Origin of the sequence: Pisciglobus halotolerans, assembly GCF_900113675.1 — a bacterium.
Classification (GTDB): Bacteria; Bacillota; Bacilli; order Lactobacillales; family Carnobacteriaceae; genus Pisciglobus; species Pisciglobus halotolerans.
The window spans coordinates 50144-65460 of sequence record NZ_FOQE01000006.1; the positions used below are offsets into that span (position 1 = coordinate 50144).

General features: G+C 37.8%; 16 protein-coding genes, 1 riboswitch and 1 other annotated feature. Of the genes, 15 read left to right on the forward strand and 1 reads right to left on the reverse strand.

Features of this window, described 5'->3' with window-relative positions; translation table 11 throughout:
• Positions 1 to 4 precede the first annotated feature (4 nt).
• The 9 genes from BM057_RS03435 to BM057_RS03475 all read left to right on the forward strand — a co-directional run bounded on the left by BM057_RS03435 (position 5) and on the right by BM057_RS03475 (position 9758).
• Complete coding sequence (locus tag BM057_RS03435) at positions 5 to 1681, forward strand: ribonuclease J (RefSeq protein WP_092091500.1); 1677 nt, start codon at positions 5 to 7, stop codon at positions 1679 to 1681.
• An 85-nt stretch (positions 1682 to 1766) separates the two neighbouring features.
• A complete protein-coding gene (locus tag BM057_RS03440) occupies positions 1767 to 2432 on the forward strand; it encodes an HD domain-containing protein (protein WP_092091544.1) in 666 nt (221 codons plus the stop codon).
• Positions 2433 to 2530: 98 nt separating this feature from the next.
• Entirely contained in the window at positions 2531 to 3022 is a 492-nt protein-coding gene (locus BM057_RS03445) for a GNAT family protein (RefSeq protein ID WP_092091502.1), read from the forward strand.
• 274 nt (positions 3023 to 3296) lie between these two features.
• Positions 3297 to 3399: riboswitch (TPP riboswitch) on the forward strand.
• Between the two features lie 75 nt (positions 3400 to 3474).
• A complete protein-coding gene (gene thiT, locus BM057_RS03450; protein ID WP_047391259.1) occupies positions 3475 to 4032 on the forward strand; it encodes an energy-coupled thiamine transporter ThiT in 558 nt (185 codons plus the stop codon).
• Between the two features lie 412 nt (positions 4033 to 4444).
• A complete protein-coding gene (cls, locus tag BM057_RS03455; protein WP_092091504.1) occupies positions 4445 to 5896 on the forward strand; it encodes a cardiolipin synthase in 1452 nt (483 codons plus the stop codon).
• A 395-nt stretch (positions 5897 to 6291) separates the two neighbouring features.
• On the forward strand, positions 6292 to 7461 hold the full coding sequence (locus tag BM057_RS03460) for a betaine/proline/choline family ABC transporter ATP-binding protein (protein ID WP_092091506.1): 1170 nt from the start codon (positions 6292 to 6294) through the stop codon (positions 7459 to 7461).
• Between the two features lie 18 nt (positions 7462 to 7479).
• Positions 7480 to 8115: an ABC transporter permease gene (locus tag BM057_RS03465; protein ID WP_047391264.1), complete on the forward strand. Its 636-nt coding sequence runs from the start codon at positions 7480 to 7482 to the stop codon at positions 8113 to 8115.
• Between the two features lie 18 nt (positions 8116 to 8133).
• On the forward strand, positions 8134 to 9072 hold the full coding sequence (locus BM057_RS03470) for an osmoprotectant ABC transporter substrate-binding protein (RefSeq protein WP_047391360.1): 939 nt from the start codon (positions 8134 to 8136) through the stop codon (positions 9070 to 9072).
• A 2-nt stretch (positions 9073 to 9074) separates the two neighbouring features.
• Positions 9075 to 9758 carry an ABC transporter permease gene (locus BM057_RS03475; RefSeq protein WP_081981938.1) on the forward strand — a complete coding sequence of 228 codons (684 nt, stop codon included), beginning with the start codon at positions 9075 to 9077 and terminating at the stop codon, positions 9756 to 9758.
• A gap of 165 nt (positions 9759 to 9923) precedes the next feature.
• Here BM057_RS03475 and BM057_RS03480 read toward each other — a convergent pair whose 3' ends face one another.
• The gene (locus tag BM057_RS03480) at positions 9924 to 10262 is read right to left on the reverse strand and encodes a hypothetical protein (protein WP_092091508.1); all 339 of its coding nucleotides are present in this window, start codon (positions 10260 to 10262) and stop codon (positions 9924 to 9926) included.
• Positions 10263 to 10487: 225 nt separating this feature from the next.
• Positions 10488 to 10533: a sequence feature (sodium ion sensor (DUF1646 type); this cis-regulatory element may regulate processes involved in with the transportation of sodium ions), on the forward strand.
• Between the two features lie 50 nt (positions 10534 to 10583).
• Here BM057_RS03480 and BM057_RS03485 point away from each other — a divergent pair.
• The 6 genes from BM057_RS03485 to BM057_RS03510 are packed head-to-tail and all read left to right on the forward strand — an operon-like array spanning position 10584 to position 15307.
• The gene (locus tag BM057_RS03485; protein ID WP_047391266.1) at positions 10584 to 10910 is read left to right on the forward strand and encodes a hypothetical protein; all 327 of its coding nucleotides are present in this window, start codon (positions 10584 to 10586) and stop codon (positions 10908 to 10910) included.
• On the forward strand, positions 10897 to 12852 hold the full coding sequence (locus BM057_RS03490) for a V-type ATP synthase subunit I (protein ID WP_092091510.1): 1956 nt from the start codon (positions 10897 to 10899) through the stop codon (positions 12850 to 12852). Before BM057_RS03485 ends, BM057_RS03490 begins: the two co-directional genes overlap by 14 nt.
• A 30-nt stretch (positions 12853 to 12882) precedes the next feature.
• The gene (locus tag BM057_RS03495; RefSeq protein WP_047391270.1) at positions 12883 to 13362 is read left to right on the forward strand and encodes a V-type ATP synthase subunit K; all 480 of its coding nucleotides are present in this window, start codon (positions 12883 to 12885) and stop codon (positions 13360 to 13362) included.
• A gap of 44 nt (positions 13363 to 13406) precedes the next feature.
• On the forward strand, positions 13407 to 13988 hold the full coding sequence (locus BM057_RS03500) for a V-type ATP synthase subunit E (RefSeq protein WP_047391272.1): 582 nt from the start codon (positions 13407 to 13409) through the stop codon (positions 13986 to 13988).
• A 13-nt stretch (positions 13989 to 14001) separates the two neighbouring features.
• A complete protein-coding gene (locus BM057_RS03505; protein ID WP_047391274.1) occupies positions 14002 to 15006 on the forward strand; it encodes a V-type ATP synthase subunit C in 1005 nt (334 codons plus the stop codon).
• Positions 14996 to 15307 carry a V-type ATP synthase subunit F gene (locus tag BM057_RS03510; RefSeq protein ID WP_047391276.1) on the forward strand — a complete coding sequence of 104 codons (312 nt, stop codon included), beginning with the start codon at positions 14996 to 14998 and terminating at the stop codon, positions 15305 to 15307. The genes BM057_RS03505 and BM057_RS03510 overlap by 11 nt, the downstream gene beginning before the upstream one ends.
• Positions 15308 to 15317 lie beyond the last annotated feature (10 nt).

Here is a 15317-nt window from a genome sequence, read left to right on the forward strand (position 1 = left end):
AGAAATGAGTGAAATTAAACTGATTCCCTTAGGCGGCGTTCGTGAGAATGGTAAAAACCTTTACGTTGTCGAAGTGGATGAAGAAATCTTTATATTAGATTGTGGATTAATGTATCCAGAATCTGAACTATATGGGATCGATGTTGTCATCCCTGATTTTAGTTATTTAGAAGAAAATCGTGAAAGAATCGCAGGTGTTTTCTTAACACATGGTCATGAAGACGCTATAGGTGCTTTGCCTTATTTCCTTCAAAAATTTGATGTTCCTGTTTTTGGGACTGAATTAACGATTGCATTGGCAAAATTATTGGTCGAAAAAAATAGCCTAGTCAAAGGATACGATGACTTCCATGTGATCGATGAGCAAACTGAGATCGAATTTGATAAAGCTGTGATACGTTTCTTTAAAACCACACATACGATACCTGACTCTGTAGGGATCGTGGTAAAGACAGAAGAAGGTAGTATCGTTTATACAGGAGATTTTAAGTTTGATCAAAGTGCTACGTCTATGTATCGAACTGATTTCTCTAAAATCAGTGATATCGGCAAAGAAAAAGTTTTGGCTTTACTAAGTGATTCAAGCGAAGCAGAAAGTTATGTAGAAAACGTTAGCGATCTAAAAGTGTCTGAAGAAGTTTTAGAAACTTTCCAGAATACGGATGGGCGGATCATTGTTGCAGCGGTAGCCAGCAATATTTTGAGGATCCAACAAGTAATGGATGCAGCTTACCGTTCTTGGCGCAAAGTTTTTATCACTGGTAAAAATTTAGAAGAAATCGTTGAAACGGCTTTAAATTTGAATAAGCTGCAATTGCCAAGCGAAGACCTCATCAAGCCTGTCAAAGACATTGATAAATATCGTGATGAAGAAATCGTCGTGCTGGAAACTGGAAGTACGGGCGAACCTATCCAGACTTTGCAACGAATGGCAAAAGGAAACCATCCGCAAGTCAATATCAAAGATGGAGATTTGGTTTATATCGTTACAAGTCCTTCCACTAAAATGGAAGTCATCTTGTCTACAACTGAAAATATGATTTACAGAGCTGGCGGAACGGTGAAAAAAATCACTGATCACTTAAAAGCTTCTGGACATGCAACGCCAAATGACTTAAAACTATTGATCAATTTGATCCATCCTGAATATGTCGTCCCAGTTCAAGGAGAGTACCGAATGCTAGCCGCTCATGCTGAATTGGCACATGAAGTTGGCATGTCTTACAAAAATATTCTGATTCCTGGTAAAGGAGATGTTATCGAATATAAAAACAAACGTATTCATATGTCTGGCCAAGTCAGCGCAGGCGATACGATGGTGGATGGCATCGGAATTGGCGATATTGGGAATATTGTTTTAAGAGACCGTAAATTGTTGTCAGAAGACGGTATCTTTATTATTGTTGTAACGATCGATCGTAAAAAACAAAAAATCGTTTCTGGGCCGACTGTCATGACTCGCGGCTTTGTTTATGTTAAAGAAAATACGCAGTTAATTGAGCAAAGCAGTGAGGAAGTACGGGAAGTAGTAGAAGAAAACCTAGAACATAATAAATTTGAATGGGGTACTTTGAAACAGGAAATGCGGGATGCTTTGAGCAAATTTTTATTTGACCGCACGCGCAGAAGACCTGTAATACTGCCGATCATCATGGAAGTCAGCAATAAAAAAAGAAAATAAAAGATGATTTGAATACATCAAGATAAAAGGTTGAGGAGTGTCTTCTCAGCCTTTTGTGTTACCTGAAAAAGGAAGTGGAAAGAAAATGAAACGACAGGAACAACTGATGATCCAAAAAACTGAAAGATACGTTCGAAAGGAATTGGAAAATGAGGCATCAGGGCATGATTGGTGGCATATCCACCGTGTCAGAAACCTGGCGCTGACTATAGCTGCTCATGAAAAAGAATCGACGATCGATCCATTCGTTTGCGAAATGTCGGCTTTACTTCACGATATACCCGATGAAAAGCTAAATGAAAGCTTGGAGGCAGGTGAAAGAAAAGTCAGAAACTGGCTTGAAGAATTAAAGCTGGAAAAAAGGAAAAGTGATGAGATTCTAGCTATTGTTTTGCATCTTTCTTATAAAGGCGGAACCAATAAAGTCGAGTTGCAAACAATTGAAGGGAAGATCGTTCAAGACGCAGATCGGCTGGATGCAATCGGAGCAATCGGTATCGCTCGTACTATGGCTTATTCTGGCGCTCATGGTCGCTTGATTCATGATCCAAACAAAAAGCCGCGAGAAGAAATGACACTTGAAGAATATCGTTCAGGAAATGATACGGCGATCCTCCATTTTTATGAAAAGTTATTGAAGTTGAAAGAGACGATCCATACAAACTACGGTAAAAAAATAGCAGCAGATCGACACCGGTACATGGAACTTTTCTTGGAAGAGTTTTATCAAGAATGGGATGGGAAAAAATAAACAGTTAGTGATAAAAAAATATTTTGTCGATATTCATTTAAAAAGGGAAAAAAAGATTTTTGTGCTATAATGCAGAAAAAGGAAGGAAGTGCGCAAACATGGAAAAAATCGAACCGACAACACCAATTGAACTAAGAGAAGCAACGATAGGAGATGCAGACCTGATCAGTGGTTATCATATAGAGACTCATCTTTTGATGACGAACCCCATGGATGCCATAACAGAGAACCTTCATGAAACGGAAAAGCATTTGATCTTGATCCTTGAGAATCAGTTGATGATTGGCTTCTTTATCTTGCAGACAGGATCTGTCTTGTCCTTATACACCTCCAATCCGCATGCTATCTTATTTAAAGACCATTCGATCGATCGATTATATCAGCAGAAAGGTTATGCAAAAAGATCTTTAGAACTTCTTCCGCTTTATATCAAGCAACACTTTCCTTCTGTCAACGAAATTGTTTTAGCTGTTGAACTCGATCATTTAGGTGCACAAACCCTTTACATGAGAGCTGGTTTTGAAAACACAAAGAGAAAGTTGCATATCAATGACCACTTTTACTTTATTTTTTCAAAAGGAATCAGTTGATTATAAAAGAAAACATTTCCCTACACTTACTCAAAAAGATAGTGAAAAAACTTACTAAAGCAGGAAGAACAACCAAAGATTATTGTTCATTCCTGTAGAACAAAGTGACTAAGCTGTGCATGTCATCACTTGTTAAAAGCAAAAGTAGAAAACAGTATCAGCATAAACGCGAATGTTTGCTAACAATTGATCGATATAACCTCTTTTGTTTTCTGCCATTGACAAAAGAAAGAGCTTTAGGTATAGTGAAATGGCAAGGAAAATTAAATGAACACCCATCACAAAGGGGAGCTGTTAAAGCTGAGATTGAATCTTTTGATTCTGACCCTTCGAACCTGTTCGTTAGTACGAGCGTAGGAATTGTGACGGAACGCGAAAGTAGTTTTTCAATTACTCCAGTGATCCTCCTTTTTTGTGTGGCCCTGTTCAACACAATAGAGGAGGTTTTTTATATGCAAGGAATAAGATTTAAAGTAGCTGTTGAAGGAACGATTTTTGCTGCATTGGCCATTGTGTTATCGTTGGTTCCTACGAACATAGGGCCTTCCATCACCGTTTCTCTGGGGACCATCCCTTTAACACTTTTTGCTTTAAGAAGAGGAACAAAAGCGGCGATTTTTTCAGGATTTTTGTGGGGAATCCTTCATTTTTTGATAGGAAATGCTTACATTTTAAGTTTTGTTCAAGGTTTTATTGAGTATTTTATCGCGTTTGCTTTTATTGGATTTGCTGGATTGTTTTCAAATAAATTGCAAAGCGCCATCAAGAATGGTAAACAAAAAGATTTGTATCTGATCGTCTGTCTCAGCGCTTTTACTGGAACATTTGCCCGTTTTTTCTGGCATTTTTGGGCAGGCTATGTTTATTGGGGAAGTTATGCTCCTGAAGGAATGGGTGCTTTTCTTTATTCATTTTTGACTAACGGTGCCAGTGGTTTAATGACAGCGATAGTAGCGAGCATCGTACTTGTCCTTTTGATCAAGTCTTCTAAACGCTTATTTGTACCTTAAAAAATGGGTTCTACAATATTTAACGTTGGTCTGTAAAAAATCAATTTTTTTAATGCTGAACTCGTTAGAATCCTATTTCTAAAAATTTCAGGAAGCGCATAAGGCTACTGATAACCATGAAAAAAGATGCAATGTGAATCACTTAGTGTTAGGCTTTAGCCGTTACACTAAGTTTGAAGCTTGCAAGCATTGAGACGCGATTTTCGGCTCAATGTGTTCTCATGGCTTTCCATCAGTAGCCCATCGATCATAGGAAATTTCTTTACCAACGTTAAAAGAGGAAGAACCAAAAATGTTCAAAGCATTGAAACTCAGCAGATATTTTTACTGCTGAGTTTTATTTTTTGTTAGTAATTTAAGCAGGAACATAGTATGATGATAGAGATAATTTATGAAAGTAGTGTGAAGCTGGATGACGATTTTTAGGAATATCCTAGTATCTTTGTTATTGATCAATACTGTATTTGCCATCGTAACAGTATTTAAAGAAAAACGCGATATCGCTGCTACATGGGCATGGCTATTATTGTTAAACTTACTTCCTGGAGTAGGATTTATCATTTACTTTTTCTTAGGGAAAAAAATCTCAAGAGAACAGATTTTTGATATTAAAGCTCAAGAAAATATCGGGATGCCTGAACTAGTTGAAGCGCAAAAAGCGTTATTAGCGGAAGACGAAGATTTGTTGTCTGCATCACAATCTAATGAAAATACTAATGAAATGGCAAGTTTGTTTTTAGAAAGCAGCGAATCCATTTTGACAAAAGGGAATAAAGTGTCCATTTTCGTAGACGGGAAAGAAAAGTTTAAACAACTGATTCGGGATATTTATAAAGCTGAACATCATATACATATGATTTATTATATCTTTCATAACGACCAAATAGGAAAATTGGTCTTGAAAGCACTGGAAGATCGCGCAGCTGCTGGAGTAGAAGTTTTAGTTATTTACGATGCTCTAGGTTCTCGGAGATTAGGTCACCACTTTTTTGATCAATTAAAAAAGCTGGGCGGACAAGCAGAACCGTTTTTTGGTTCTAAATACAGTTTTATCAACTTGCGCGTCAATTTCCGTAATCACCGAAAAATCGTTGTTATTGATGGTAAAATCGGCTATGTGGGCGGATTTAATGTGGGCGATGAATACTTAGGAAAATATAAAAAATTCGGATACTGGCGTGATACTCATTTACGTATTGAAGGAAATGGCGTTTTAGCTTTACAAAGTCGTTTTTTGATGGACTGGAATGCTGCTGTTCCTAAGCAAAAGTTAGAGTACACTGAAAATTATTTCCCTTTGATCGGAAAAAAAGGAAAGACCAATTTACAAATCGTTTCGAGCGGTCCAGACACAGAAGTCCAACAAATCAAAAAGGGTTATTTAAAAATGATCAGTATGGCAAAAGAATCCATCTACATTCAAACGCCTTATTTTGTTCCAGATGAAGGGGTGCTGGAAGCTTTAGAGATCGCAGTGATGTCGGGCATTGATGTTAAAATTATGATTCCAAATAAGCCAGATCATCCATTTATTTATCGCGCAACTTTATATTACGCGTCAGATATGGTCGATATTGGAGCCAAAGTTTATATTTACGATAATGGTTTTCTACACAGCAAGACAATCGTTATTGATGATGAAATTTGTTCGATCGGTACAGCTAACTTCGACATTAGGAGTTTTAAGCTGAACTTTGAAGTTAATGCTTTTATGTATGATAAGATTATCGCTGAGAAACAAGTGCATTATTTTAAAGAAGATATGAAAAAAAGTTATTTATTAACAAAAGAGATACTAGATCAACAATCTTGGTGGCTGAAATTCAAACAAACTTTTTCTCGTCTGTTTTCGCCTATTCTCTAAAGAAGAACTAGATGAAGCGCGGCGCGGGAATGTCGTTTCCTTGTTTTCTGCAGATATCTTGTATGATCTCTAGACGCTCCATAATAAATGAAGAAAAAGCTCATTGCTAAAATTGATGTCAGTTGACATTAAACTTGGCCATGAGCTTTTTGTATTCTCTTATTTTGATCTAGAAAATCCATGTGAATGTTTAAGCTTGATAGAGAAGATAAATAGAAAGGCTGACTAAAAAGGACTATTCAGTGTTCTGATGAGACATCTTTTTTTAGTCTGAAAAGGCATTACTGATAGTAAAACTTTACAAAGAAGTAGGACAAAATTTGTAAAATTTTACAATTTCTGTAATAATTGAGTAATGTAAACAAATCAAACGAAATAATAAAAGAGGTGTCGTAATGATTGAATTTAAAAAAGTTTCAAAAGTATATGATGATTTTGTTGCTGTTGATGATCTAAATTTAAAGTTCAATGATGGAGAATTTATTTGTTTCATTGGGACAAGTGGAAGTGGGAAAACGACTTCGATGCGGATGATCAACCGTATGGAAGAACCATCTTCAGGACAAATTTTAATCGACAACGAAGATATCATGGATAAAAACCCCGTAGAATTAAGAAGAAGAATCGGTTATGTGATCCAACAAATCGGTTTAATGCCGCATATGACAGTGTACGAAAATATTACACTTGTACCAAAATTACTGAAGTGGCCAGAAGAAAAAAAACGTGAGCGGGCAGAAAAACTGATCAGACGTGTTGACCTTCCCTTAGAATTCTTAGATCGTTATCCACAGGAATTATCCGGCGGGCAGCAACAACGTATTGGTGTTATCCGTGCGCTTGCAGCTGACCAAGATATTATTTTGATGGATGAACCATTTGGTGCTTTAGACCCGATCACAAGAGATGCTTTACAAGAATTGGTGAAACATCTTCAATCAGAAATGGGACGGACCGTTATTTTTGTTACACATGATATGGATGAAGCAATCAAACTTGCAGACCGTATTGTGATCATGCAAAAAGGGAAAGTGGTTCAGTTTGATACGCCTGACAACATACTGGCAAACCCAGCGAATCAGTTCGTTGAAGATTTCATTGGAGAAGACCGCTTGTTACAAGCTCGTCCTTCACTTCAAACAGTCGATCAAATTATGATCAAAGACCCTGTTAGTGTCACTCCTGGAAAAACATTGCAAGAAGCCATCAAGTTGATGCGGAACCGCAAAGTTGATACTTTATATGTTACCGATGACTCAGGTGTTCTTAAAGGTATCGTTGATCTTGAAGACTTCGATCGAAACCGTAGAAGAGCAACGAGTGTAGGAGATGTGATGTCTCCGGAAGTTTACTTTGTCCGCACTGGTACGTTGTTAAGAGATACTGTACAACGTATTCTTAAACGGGGTTTCAAGAGTATCCCAGTTGTTGATGAAAAGGATCGTCTAATCGGACTGGTCACTCGAAGCTCACTAGCCGAAATCGTTTATGATAATATTTGGGGCGATATGGATGACGCCAAAGATATTCCTCTTGAAACGACAGCAGTTTCAGAAGACCAGTAATAGAAAGGATTGACGAATATGATAGACTTTTTATCACAAAACGGCTCACAAATGCTGCTGTTAACTTGGGAACATTTGTATATTTCAGCGATTTCCTTAGTTCTCGGAATCATTGTAGCTGTTCCACTTGGAATTTTGTTGACTAGATTTGATCGAGCAGCAACAGCTATTATTAGCATCATTACAATTCTACAGACGATTCCTTCCCTTGCGTTGCTGGCTTTGATGATTCCTTTGTTTGGAATAGGAAAAGTACCTGCGATCGTCGCTTTGTTCTTATATTCTTTGATGCCGATTTTACGGAATACGTATATTGGGATGAAGGGGGTAAAAGGTGACTTAGTAGATGCAGCTAAAGGAATGGGGATGACCAGCCTGCAATCTATTTTTACCGTCGAATTGCCTCAAGCTGCACCGGTCATTATGGCAGGCATTCGCTTATCAGGTGTTTATGTTGTTGCATGGGCAACGTTGGCTTCCTACATTGGCGGTGGCGGTTTAGGTGATTTTATTTTTAATGGATTAAATTTATATGTACCTGAGTTGATCATTGGAGGAACGATTCCCGTTACTTTGCTGGCTTTGCTAGTGGACTTCCTTTTGGGAAAAGTAGAACAAAAAGTTACTCCGATCAATTTGCGTGACGAGAGATAGGAGGACAGCAGAATGAATTTGAAAAAAGAGATCAAATTAGTTTTTCTACTTTTTAGCGTCTTTCTATTGTCAGCTTGTTCTTTGCCGGGGCTAGGAGGAACAGGTGATCAAGAAGGAATCAAAATAGCCGGTTTAGCAACAACTGAAGGACAAATTATGAGCTTTATAGTAGAAGGAATGATTGAGCATTACCTTGATGTAGATACGCAAGTGATTAATAACTTAGGATCTTCGTCTGTAAATGAGCGTGCGCTGCTGAATGGAGATGCAGATGTTTCAGGTGTGAAATATACTGGAACTTCTTTGACAGGTGAACTGAACCAAGAACCGATCACTGATCCAGAACTGGCTTTAGAAAAAGTTATTGAAGGATTTGACAAGCAATTTAACCAAAAATGGTTCCCTTCTTATGGGTTTGCCAACTCTTATGCATTTATGGTGACTCAAGAAACAGCTGAAAAGTATCATCTTGAAAAAATAAGCGACTTGGAACCATATGCCGATCAGTTGAACGCTGGAGCTGACACTTCATGGCTTAAACGTGAAGGAGACGGATATGCAGCCTTCTTAGATCTTTACAACTTTGACTTTAAACGTGTTTATCCAATGCAGATCGGATTAGTTTACGATGCTTTAGCAGCCGGCGAGATGGATATAGTGTTAGGGTACTCGACTGATGGAAGAATTGCTAGTTATGATCTTGTCGTATTAGAAGATGATCTAAACTTGTTCCCGCCATATGATGCTAGTCCTGTTGCTACGAAAGAAATATTGGAAAAATATCCTGACTTGGAAGGCGTGCTCTTAAAACTTCAAGGACAGATCGATGACGAGCAAATGCAAAACTTGAACTATCAAGCAGATAATAATTTACTTGAACCTCAAGTTGTTGCCCAAGACTTTTTAAAAGAACACAACTTTTTTGAAGATGTTCAAACTAGTGAAGGAGGCGAATAAAGATGGAAATTACAGATATGAGCCTTTTCAATCAACTGATCTACTATTTTTCTGAAAACGGGCAATATGTATTAAATCAATTTTTCCGTCATTTTCTGATGTCGATTTATGGTGTATTGTTTGCCGCTATTATTGGGATCCCATTAGGTTTTTGGATCTCTCGACATGGAAAATTAGCCAACTGGGTATTGGGGATCGCCAATGTCTTACAAACGATTCCTTCATTAGCGATGTTGTCCATCTTGATGTTAGGACTTGGATTAGGCGCTAATACTGTAGTAGCGACTATTTTTCTCTATTCCTTACTGCCTATTTTGAAAAACACTTATGCTGGTGTTCGAAGTGTTGATGAAAACTTACTAGACAGCGGAAAAGGAATGGGGATGACGCGAAGCCAAGTAACAAGAATGGTTGAACTGCCTTTAGCTTTATCCGTCATTATGGGCGGTATCCGTAATGCTCTTGTAGTTGGGATCGGAATTGCTGCAATAGGAACGTTTATTGGGGCTGGCGGTTTAGGAGATATTATCACAAGAGGGGTCAATGCAACAGATGGAGGTGCCATTATTTTAGCTGGAGCGATACCGACAGCTTTGATGGCCGTTATTTCAGATATTATTCTTGGTTGGATCGAAAAGAAATTGGATCCTACACGGTCTACTCGTTTTTCTGGAAGAAAAGAATAATCCATTTGTTTCATAGATTCCAATACAGTGGCGAAAGTAGTCAAGTAGAGAAACGCTAACGAAAAAGGAATCAGATTTGATGTACGGTGCTTAAATGCGGCACCAAAGTCATCAAATCTGATTCCTTTTTTAATGGCAAAGATAAAAAAAGAATAATTTTCAACCTTATACGGCCACATTTTCAGCAAGGCGTATGTAGCGGATATCAGCAAGATTGATCAAAGCGGTTGTTTTTTGATCAGGATTTTCTAAAACAATTCTTTTATCCTCATCTACTGCTGCAGTGACTGTTCCATAATATTCATAAAAGTGATTCATATTTTGTTTGTCTGATATTTGAATAATAACTAATGATGATCTTTGAAAGGCTTGGTTTAGGAAAAAGCGGATTTGATAAAGTGGCATCTGAGAGAGTGGCTTTTCAGTATGGATTTCTTTTACCAATTGTTTCGTTTTTTGAAAAAAAGTAACTGTTGTGTTTTTAACAGCATTCGATCTAGACATTTTCCGTTCCTCCAAACGTTTGTTCGTTGCTCTTATTATACGAACAAACGTTCAAAAATGCAAGAGCTTTACAGCTTTTATTTTTTAAAAGACAGAAAGGTATAAAATGGCTTGTACTGATTTGCAAAAGTCTTGAAAATCCCGTTGTCAACGCTTTTATATCGAAAACGAGATTGACATCGTTTTCTATTTTTGATAAATTAGGAGTAGTTAAATAATAAAAACGGTTGGGCATTAGCTTTCAAGGTATTTTCTTCTGGGGTGAGGAGAAATTTGATAAGATAATGCCCTTTTTTCGTTTTAAGCAAAGGAGGTGCTGAAATGGGATTGGAAGCAGTTGAATATGTGAAAGAGGCTGAAGAAAGAATAGAAGAGCTGAAAAAAGAAACTGATAAGAAAGCAGCAGATGTTCTTTCTGAAGCTGAACAAACAATCCAACAAAAGAGAGATCGTTTAAATCAAGAACTTGCTGAATATCGAGATGCAAAGGGAAAAGAATTTGCACATCAATTGAACCAAGATCAAGAGCAAGAAAATATGCAATTGACTCAGGATATACGACAAATGGAAGAAACAGTCGATAAAAACACAAATGATGTGGTTAACGATATAGTGAAGGTGGTGGTTAAACGCTATGGCAATAGCTAAAATGAAACAAATCACTTTACTGGCAGAACAAAGCCGTAAAGATCAACTGTTGAAAGCCGTGCAGGAACTGCAAAAGCTAGAATTGTTTGATTTATCGACTCTAGAAGAAAATGAGCTGCTCCAATACTATTCTCAAGAAACGCACCCTAAAAAACGCAGTGAGTATGAAGAAAAATTGAAAGACGTGCAGAGCACGCTAGCTTATCTTTCACAATATGTCCCACAACCAGGTCTATTGAAAAAGATGAAACAAGGAAGAAAAGAGTTGACGCTGAAAGAACTTGAACAACAAGTACAGCATTTTTCTAGTGATGAAGTTGTTGGAGAAGTAAAAGCTTTAGAAAAGCAAATCACGTCTTTAAATCAAAAAAGAAAAGAATTGACAGATGCCGAAAATTATTTGCGAAACTGGGAAGCGCTAGATTTTAACCCGAATGATTTAAAAACATTCAAGGCAACAACTGGAAGACTAGGAATCGTTCCTTCTGGAAATGTACTTGCGTTTAAAGAGGCGATCAAAGATGTTGGATCAGCTTATCTGGAAGAAATTTTCCAGCATAGAGATGAAGCAGCTTACTTAGTGATCACACCAGCGGAACATTTTGAAGACGTGGAGAAAGTATTGAAGAAATACCAATTCACAAATGTAAATTATCCTTATGCGTCTAAACCAGATGAAGAATTAAAAAAAATTCTGGCTTCAAAAAAGGCGCTTGATAAAAATGAAAAAGACATAAAGGATCGTCTGCGTCAATTCAAAACATCCATCACTGATTTAGAGTTGACTGAAGAGTATTATTACAATTTAGTCCAACGCGAGAATGCAAAAGTGTTGTTGATGAATGGAACAAACCTGTTTATTTTGAATGGATGGTTAGAAGAAGAGCAAGTGTCTTCTTTGAAAAGCTTGTTGACCGAAGAACTGGGCGAAGAACATTATGCGATCATCGATGATGAAATCAAAATGAAAGATTATGATGCTGTTCCAGTGGTGCTGAAAAACAATGCGTTAGTCGAACCTTTCGAAAGTGTTACTGAAATGTACAGTCTGCCGAAATACAATGACATCGACCCCACACCTCATATGACGCCATTTTATTTGGTTTTCTTTGGGATGATGAGTGCTGACTTTGGATATGGATTATTGTTGTGGCTTGGTTCACTTGTGGCATTGAAAGGACTCAATCTAGACCGTGGAGCAAGAAGATTTATTAAATTCTTCCATTTGCTTTCTTATGCAGTAATGGTTTGGGGACTGATCTATGGCAGCTTCTTAGGATATACTATGCCCATTCAGCTTCTCTCAACAACAGATGATGTGATTACCATATTACTGTTATCAGTTGTTTTTGGATTTATCCAAATGGTGTATGGGCTGTTCTTGAATGGAAAAATCAAATGGCAGCAAGAGCAAAGAGCATCGAGCTACATTGATGGAACAGCTTGGGCTGGTATATTGATCGGTATTGCATTACTGGTTGTTGATATGATGGTTTACAGCAATCCTGTCTTAAGAATGGCTAGCTATCTGCTCATCGGCGTAAACGTGGTTGGTATTCTTGCCATTTCTACATTGGCTTCGAAGAATAAAGGACTAGGTTTTGCGCTAGGTCTTTATAACTTGTACGGTGTGACAGGTTATGTCGGCGACCTTGTTAGTTATACTCGACTGATGGCATTAGGTGTATCCGGCGGAAGTATCGCGTTAGCGTTTAACATGATTGTTGATTTTCTTCCGCCAATCGCTAAGTTTACAGTGGGTATCCTACTCTTTGTCTTCTTGCATGCATTAAATATGTTCCTCACTTACTTGAGTGCATATGTGCATACAGCACGTTTGCAATACGTCGAATTCTTTGGGAAATTTTATGAAGGTGGCGGAAGAGCTTTGCAACCATTGAAGACACTTGAAAAAAATATTTATCTTAAACAAGAAAAATAAACGATTCATATAAAATGGAGGAATTTACAAATGGAAAACTGGTTAACTTTTTTATCCGAAAATAACGGTGGCTTATTCTTTGCAGCTATGGGGATCGCGGTTGCAACAATTTTTGCAGGGATTGGATCTGCTAAAGGTGTAGGAATGACAGGGGAAGCTGCTGCAGCTTTGACAACAGAACAACCTGAAAAATTCGGACAAGCTTTGATCTTACAACTATTGCCTGGTACTCAAGGATTGTACGGATTTGTTATTGCTTTCTTGATCTACTTGAACACAGGAGCAGATACGACTTTGGCTCAAGGATTATACTACTTGATGGCTGCTATGCCAATTGCATTTACTGGGTTGTTCTCAGGGATCTCTCAAGGTCGCGTAGCTTCTTCCGGTATCCAAATCTTGGCTAAAAGACCTGAACATGCTACAAAAGGGATCATTTACTCTGCCATGGTTGAAACTTATGCAATCTTAGGTTTCGTTATTTCTTTCTTGCTTGTATTGAATGGCTAGTCATTCATTCTAATTAAACGACAAAAAAAGAATGGAGGGACATTATGGCAGAGTTGAAGTTGCTTACGGATCGATTGATTGAAAATAAAAGGTTAGAGATGCAAAAAAAGATTCAAGAAGCTCAAGCCCAAGCTGCTGAAAAAGTAGCAGAAACTGAAAAAGCGCTAGAGGAAGACAAGCTGCATAAAAGTGCTCAAATCGATCAACAATTACAAACCCAATACGAACAAGACAAAAATGCTTTAGCTGTTAAAAAGAGAAACCAGTTGCTTGCAGAGAAACAAAAAGCACTCACACTGGTATTTGACCAAGCAAAAGCACAAATGGAAAATTGGGATGATACTCAATTTAAAGCTTTTTTACTCGGTGTTCTACAGCAATTTGAAGCAGATGAAGGAATAACACTAGTGTTAGGTGAAAAGTCAACGGACAAATTGACAGCTGACTGGCTGAAAGAAGAAACAGCAGATCTTTATCCTATCGACTTGTCGAAAGAAGTGATCTCTAAAAAAGCCGGATTTCTTATTCGTCACAAAGGAATTGACTACAATTATTTCTTTGAAGATATGATTGAAGACTCAAAAGAAGAGTTGGTTGCAGACGTATCACAAAGATTGTTCCAATAAGGAGGAGAAAAGAATGAAAACAACTGCATTTGTTGGTGCTAATGCACGAGTGCGTGTTTATGAAAGTCGTCTCCTTCAAAACGATCAATATGAGCGTATGCTGCAGGCACCTACTTTCAGAGAAGCAGTAGCAGTGTTAAATGATACCCCCTATCGCGATGATGTCGACCAGTTACTTCAAACAGGGGACTATGATGAGCTGCTGACACATGAACTGCAACGCGTTTATGAAGAAATGTTTGAAATCAGTCCTGAACCCGCTTTGGTTGGGTTGTTTTCTTTACGCTATGCCTATCATAATCTGAAAGTGATGTTAAAAGAAAAGTTTACAGGAGAAGACTTTAGTTCCTTGATCATCCCCATCGGAAGATTTTCATTGTCTACGTACCGGGATGCCGTTTGGACAGGGAGATCAGAAGAATTAGACCCTGAATTTCTTGCATCCATAGCAGAAGTTGAAAGGGATTATGCAGAATATCAAAACATTCAAGCTGTCGATATTATTCTTGATCGTCGATATTTTACTCATTTAAGACATTTAGCTGAAAAAATCGGAGATCAAAAGATTATTGATTTTATCAAGCATTATATTGATCTAAATAATCTATCGACTCTTTCAAGAGCAATCAGCCAAAAGAGAACACGTAATTTCTTGATAACGATTCTTTCTAGTTCTGGTAGTATACCGAAAGAAGAACTTGTCCGTTTGGGAAATGAAGATTTGGCAACAGCAGGCAAAGTACTGCTTGAGGGCAAATACGGGCATATCGTTGAAGAAGCGATCTTGCCTGAAACACAAGAACTGTCACCGGTCAGAATTGATTTGGCTACAGACAATGCTATTATGAACCGGCTAAAAGATGCAAAACTAGAAACATTTGGTCCATTGCCGATTCTTGCCTACTTGTATGCTAAAGAAACAGAAGTTAAGAATATCCGAATGATTTTAGCTGGTAAAGAAAATCAATTAGGAACAGATCGTATAAGAGAAAGGATGCGTGAAAACTATGGCTCGTAAAATAGGTGTTGTTGGGGACAAAGATTCAGTAATGCCTTTTAAAATGCTTGGGTTTGACGTTTTCTTCGCTTCAGATGCTAGAGAAGCTAGACGCTATGTTGACCGATTAGCAAAAGAAGAGTATGGCATCATTTATCTTACTGAACCACTGGCAGAACAAATACCAGACACGGTGAAACGTTATGACGATGTGATCGAACCTGCCGTTATTCTGATCCCAAACCATAAAGGTTCTTTGAATATTGGTAAAAAACGGATCCAAGAGAACGTGGAAAAAGCAGTGGGACAAAATATTTTATAGGAGGTAACCA

Excerpts from the sequence above, each read along its gene's own strand:
- BM057_RS03435 (WP_092091500.1), top strand. The coding sequence starts at position 5 with ATGAGTGAAATTAAACTGATTCCCTTAGGCGGCGTTCGTGAGAATGGT.
- BM057_RS03440 (WP_092091544.1), top strand. The coding sequence starts at position 1,767 with ATGAAACGACAGGAACAACTGATGATCCAAAAAACTGAAAGATACGTT.
- BM057_RS03445 (WP_092091502.1), top strand. The coding sequence starts at position 2,531 with ATGGAAAAAATCGAACCGACAACACCAATTGAACTAAGAGAAGCAACG.
- thiT (WP_047391259.1), top strand. The coding sequence starts at position 3,475 with ATGCAAGGAATAAGATTTAAAGTAGCTGTTGAAGGAACGATTTTTGCT.
- cls (WP_092091504.1), top strand. The coding sequence starts at position 4,445 with ATGACGATTTTTAGGAATATCCTAGTATCTTTGTTATTGATCAATACT.
- BM057_RS03460 (WP_092091506.1), top strand. The coding sequence starts at position 6,292 with ATGATTGAATTTAAAAAAGTTTCAAAAGTATATGATGATTTTGTTGCT.
- BM057_RS03465 (WP_047391264.1), top strand. The coding sequence starts at position 7,480 with ATGATAGACTTTTTATCACAAAACGGCTCACAAATGCTGCTGTTAACT.
- BM057_RS03475 (WP_081981938.1), top strand. The coding sequence starts at position 9,075 with ATGGAAATTACAGATATGAGCCTTTTCAATCAACTGATCTACTATTTT.
- BM057_RS03480 (WP_092091508.1), bottom strand. The coding sequence starts at position 10,262 with ATGTCTAGATCGAATGCTGTTAAAAACACAACAGTTACTTTTTTTCAA.
- BM057_RS03485 (WP_047391266.1), top strand. The coding sequence starts at position 10,584 with ATGGGATTGGAAGCAGTTGAATATGTGAAAGAGGCTGAAGAAAGAATA.
- BM057_RS03490 (WP_092091510.1), top strand. The coding sequence starts at position 10,897 with ATGGCAATAGCTAAAATGAAACAAATCACTTTACTGGCAGAACAAAGC.
- BM057_RS03495 (WP_047391270.1), top strand. The coding sequence starts at position 12,883 with ATGGAAAACTGGTTAACTTTTTTATCCGAAAATAACGGTGGCTTATTC.
- BM057_RS03500 (WP_047391272.1), top strand. The coding sequence starts at position 13,407 with ATGGCAGAGTTGAAGTTGCTTACGGATCGATTGATTGAAAATAAAAGG.
- BM057_RS03505 (WP_047391274.1), top strand. The coding sequence starts at position 14,002 with ATGAAAACAACTGCATTTGTTGGTGCTAATGCACGAGTGCGTGTTTAT.
- BM057_RS03510 (WP_047391276.1), top strand. The coding sequence starts at position 14,996 with ATGGCTCGTAAAATAGGTGTTGTTGGGGACAAAGATTCAGTAATGCCT.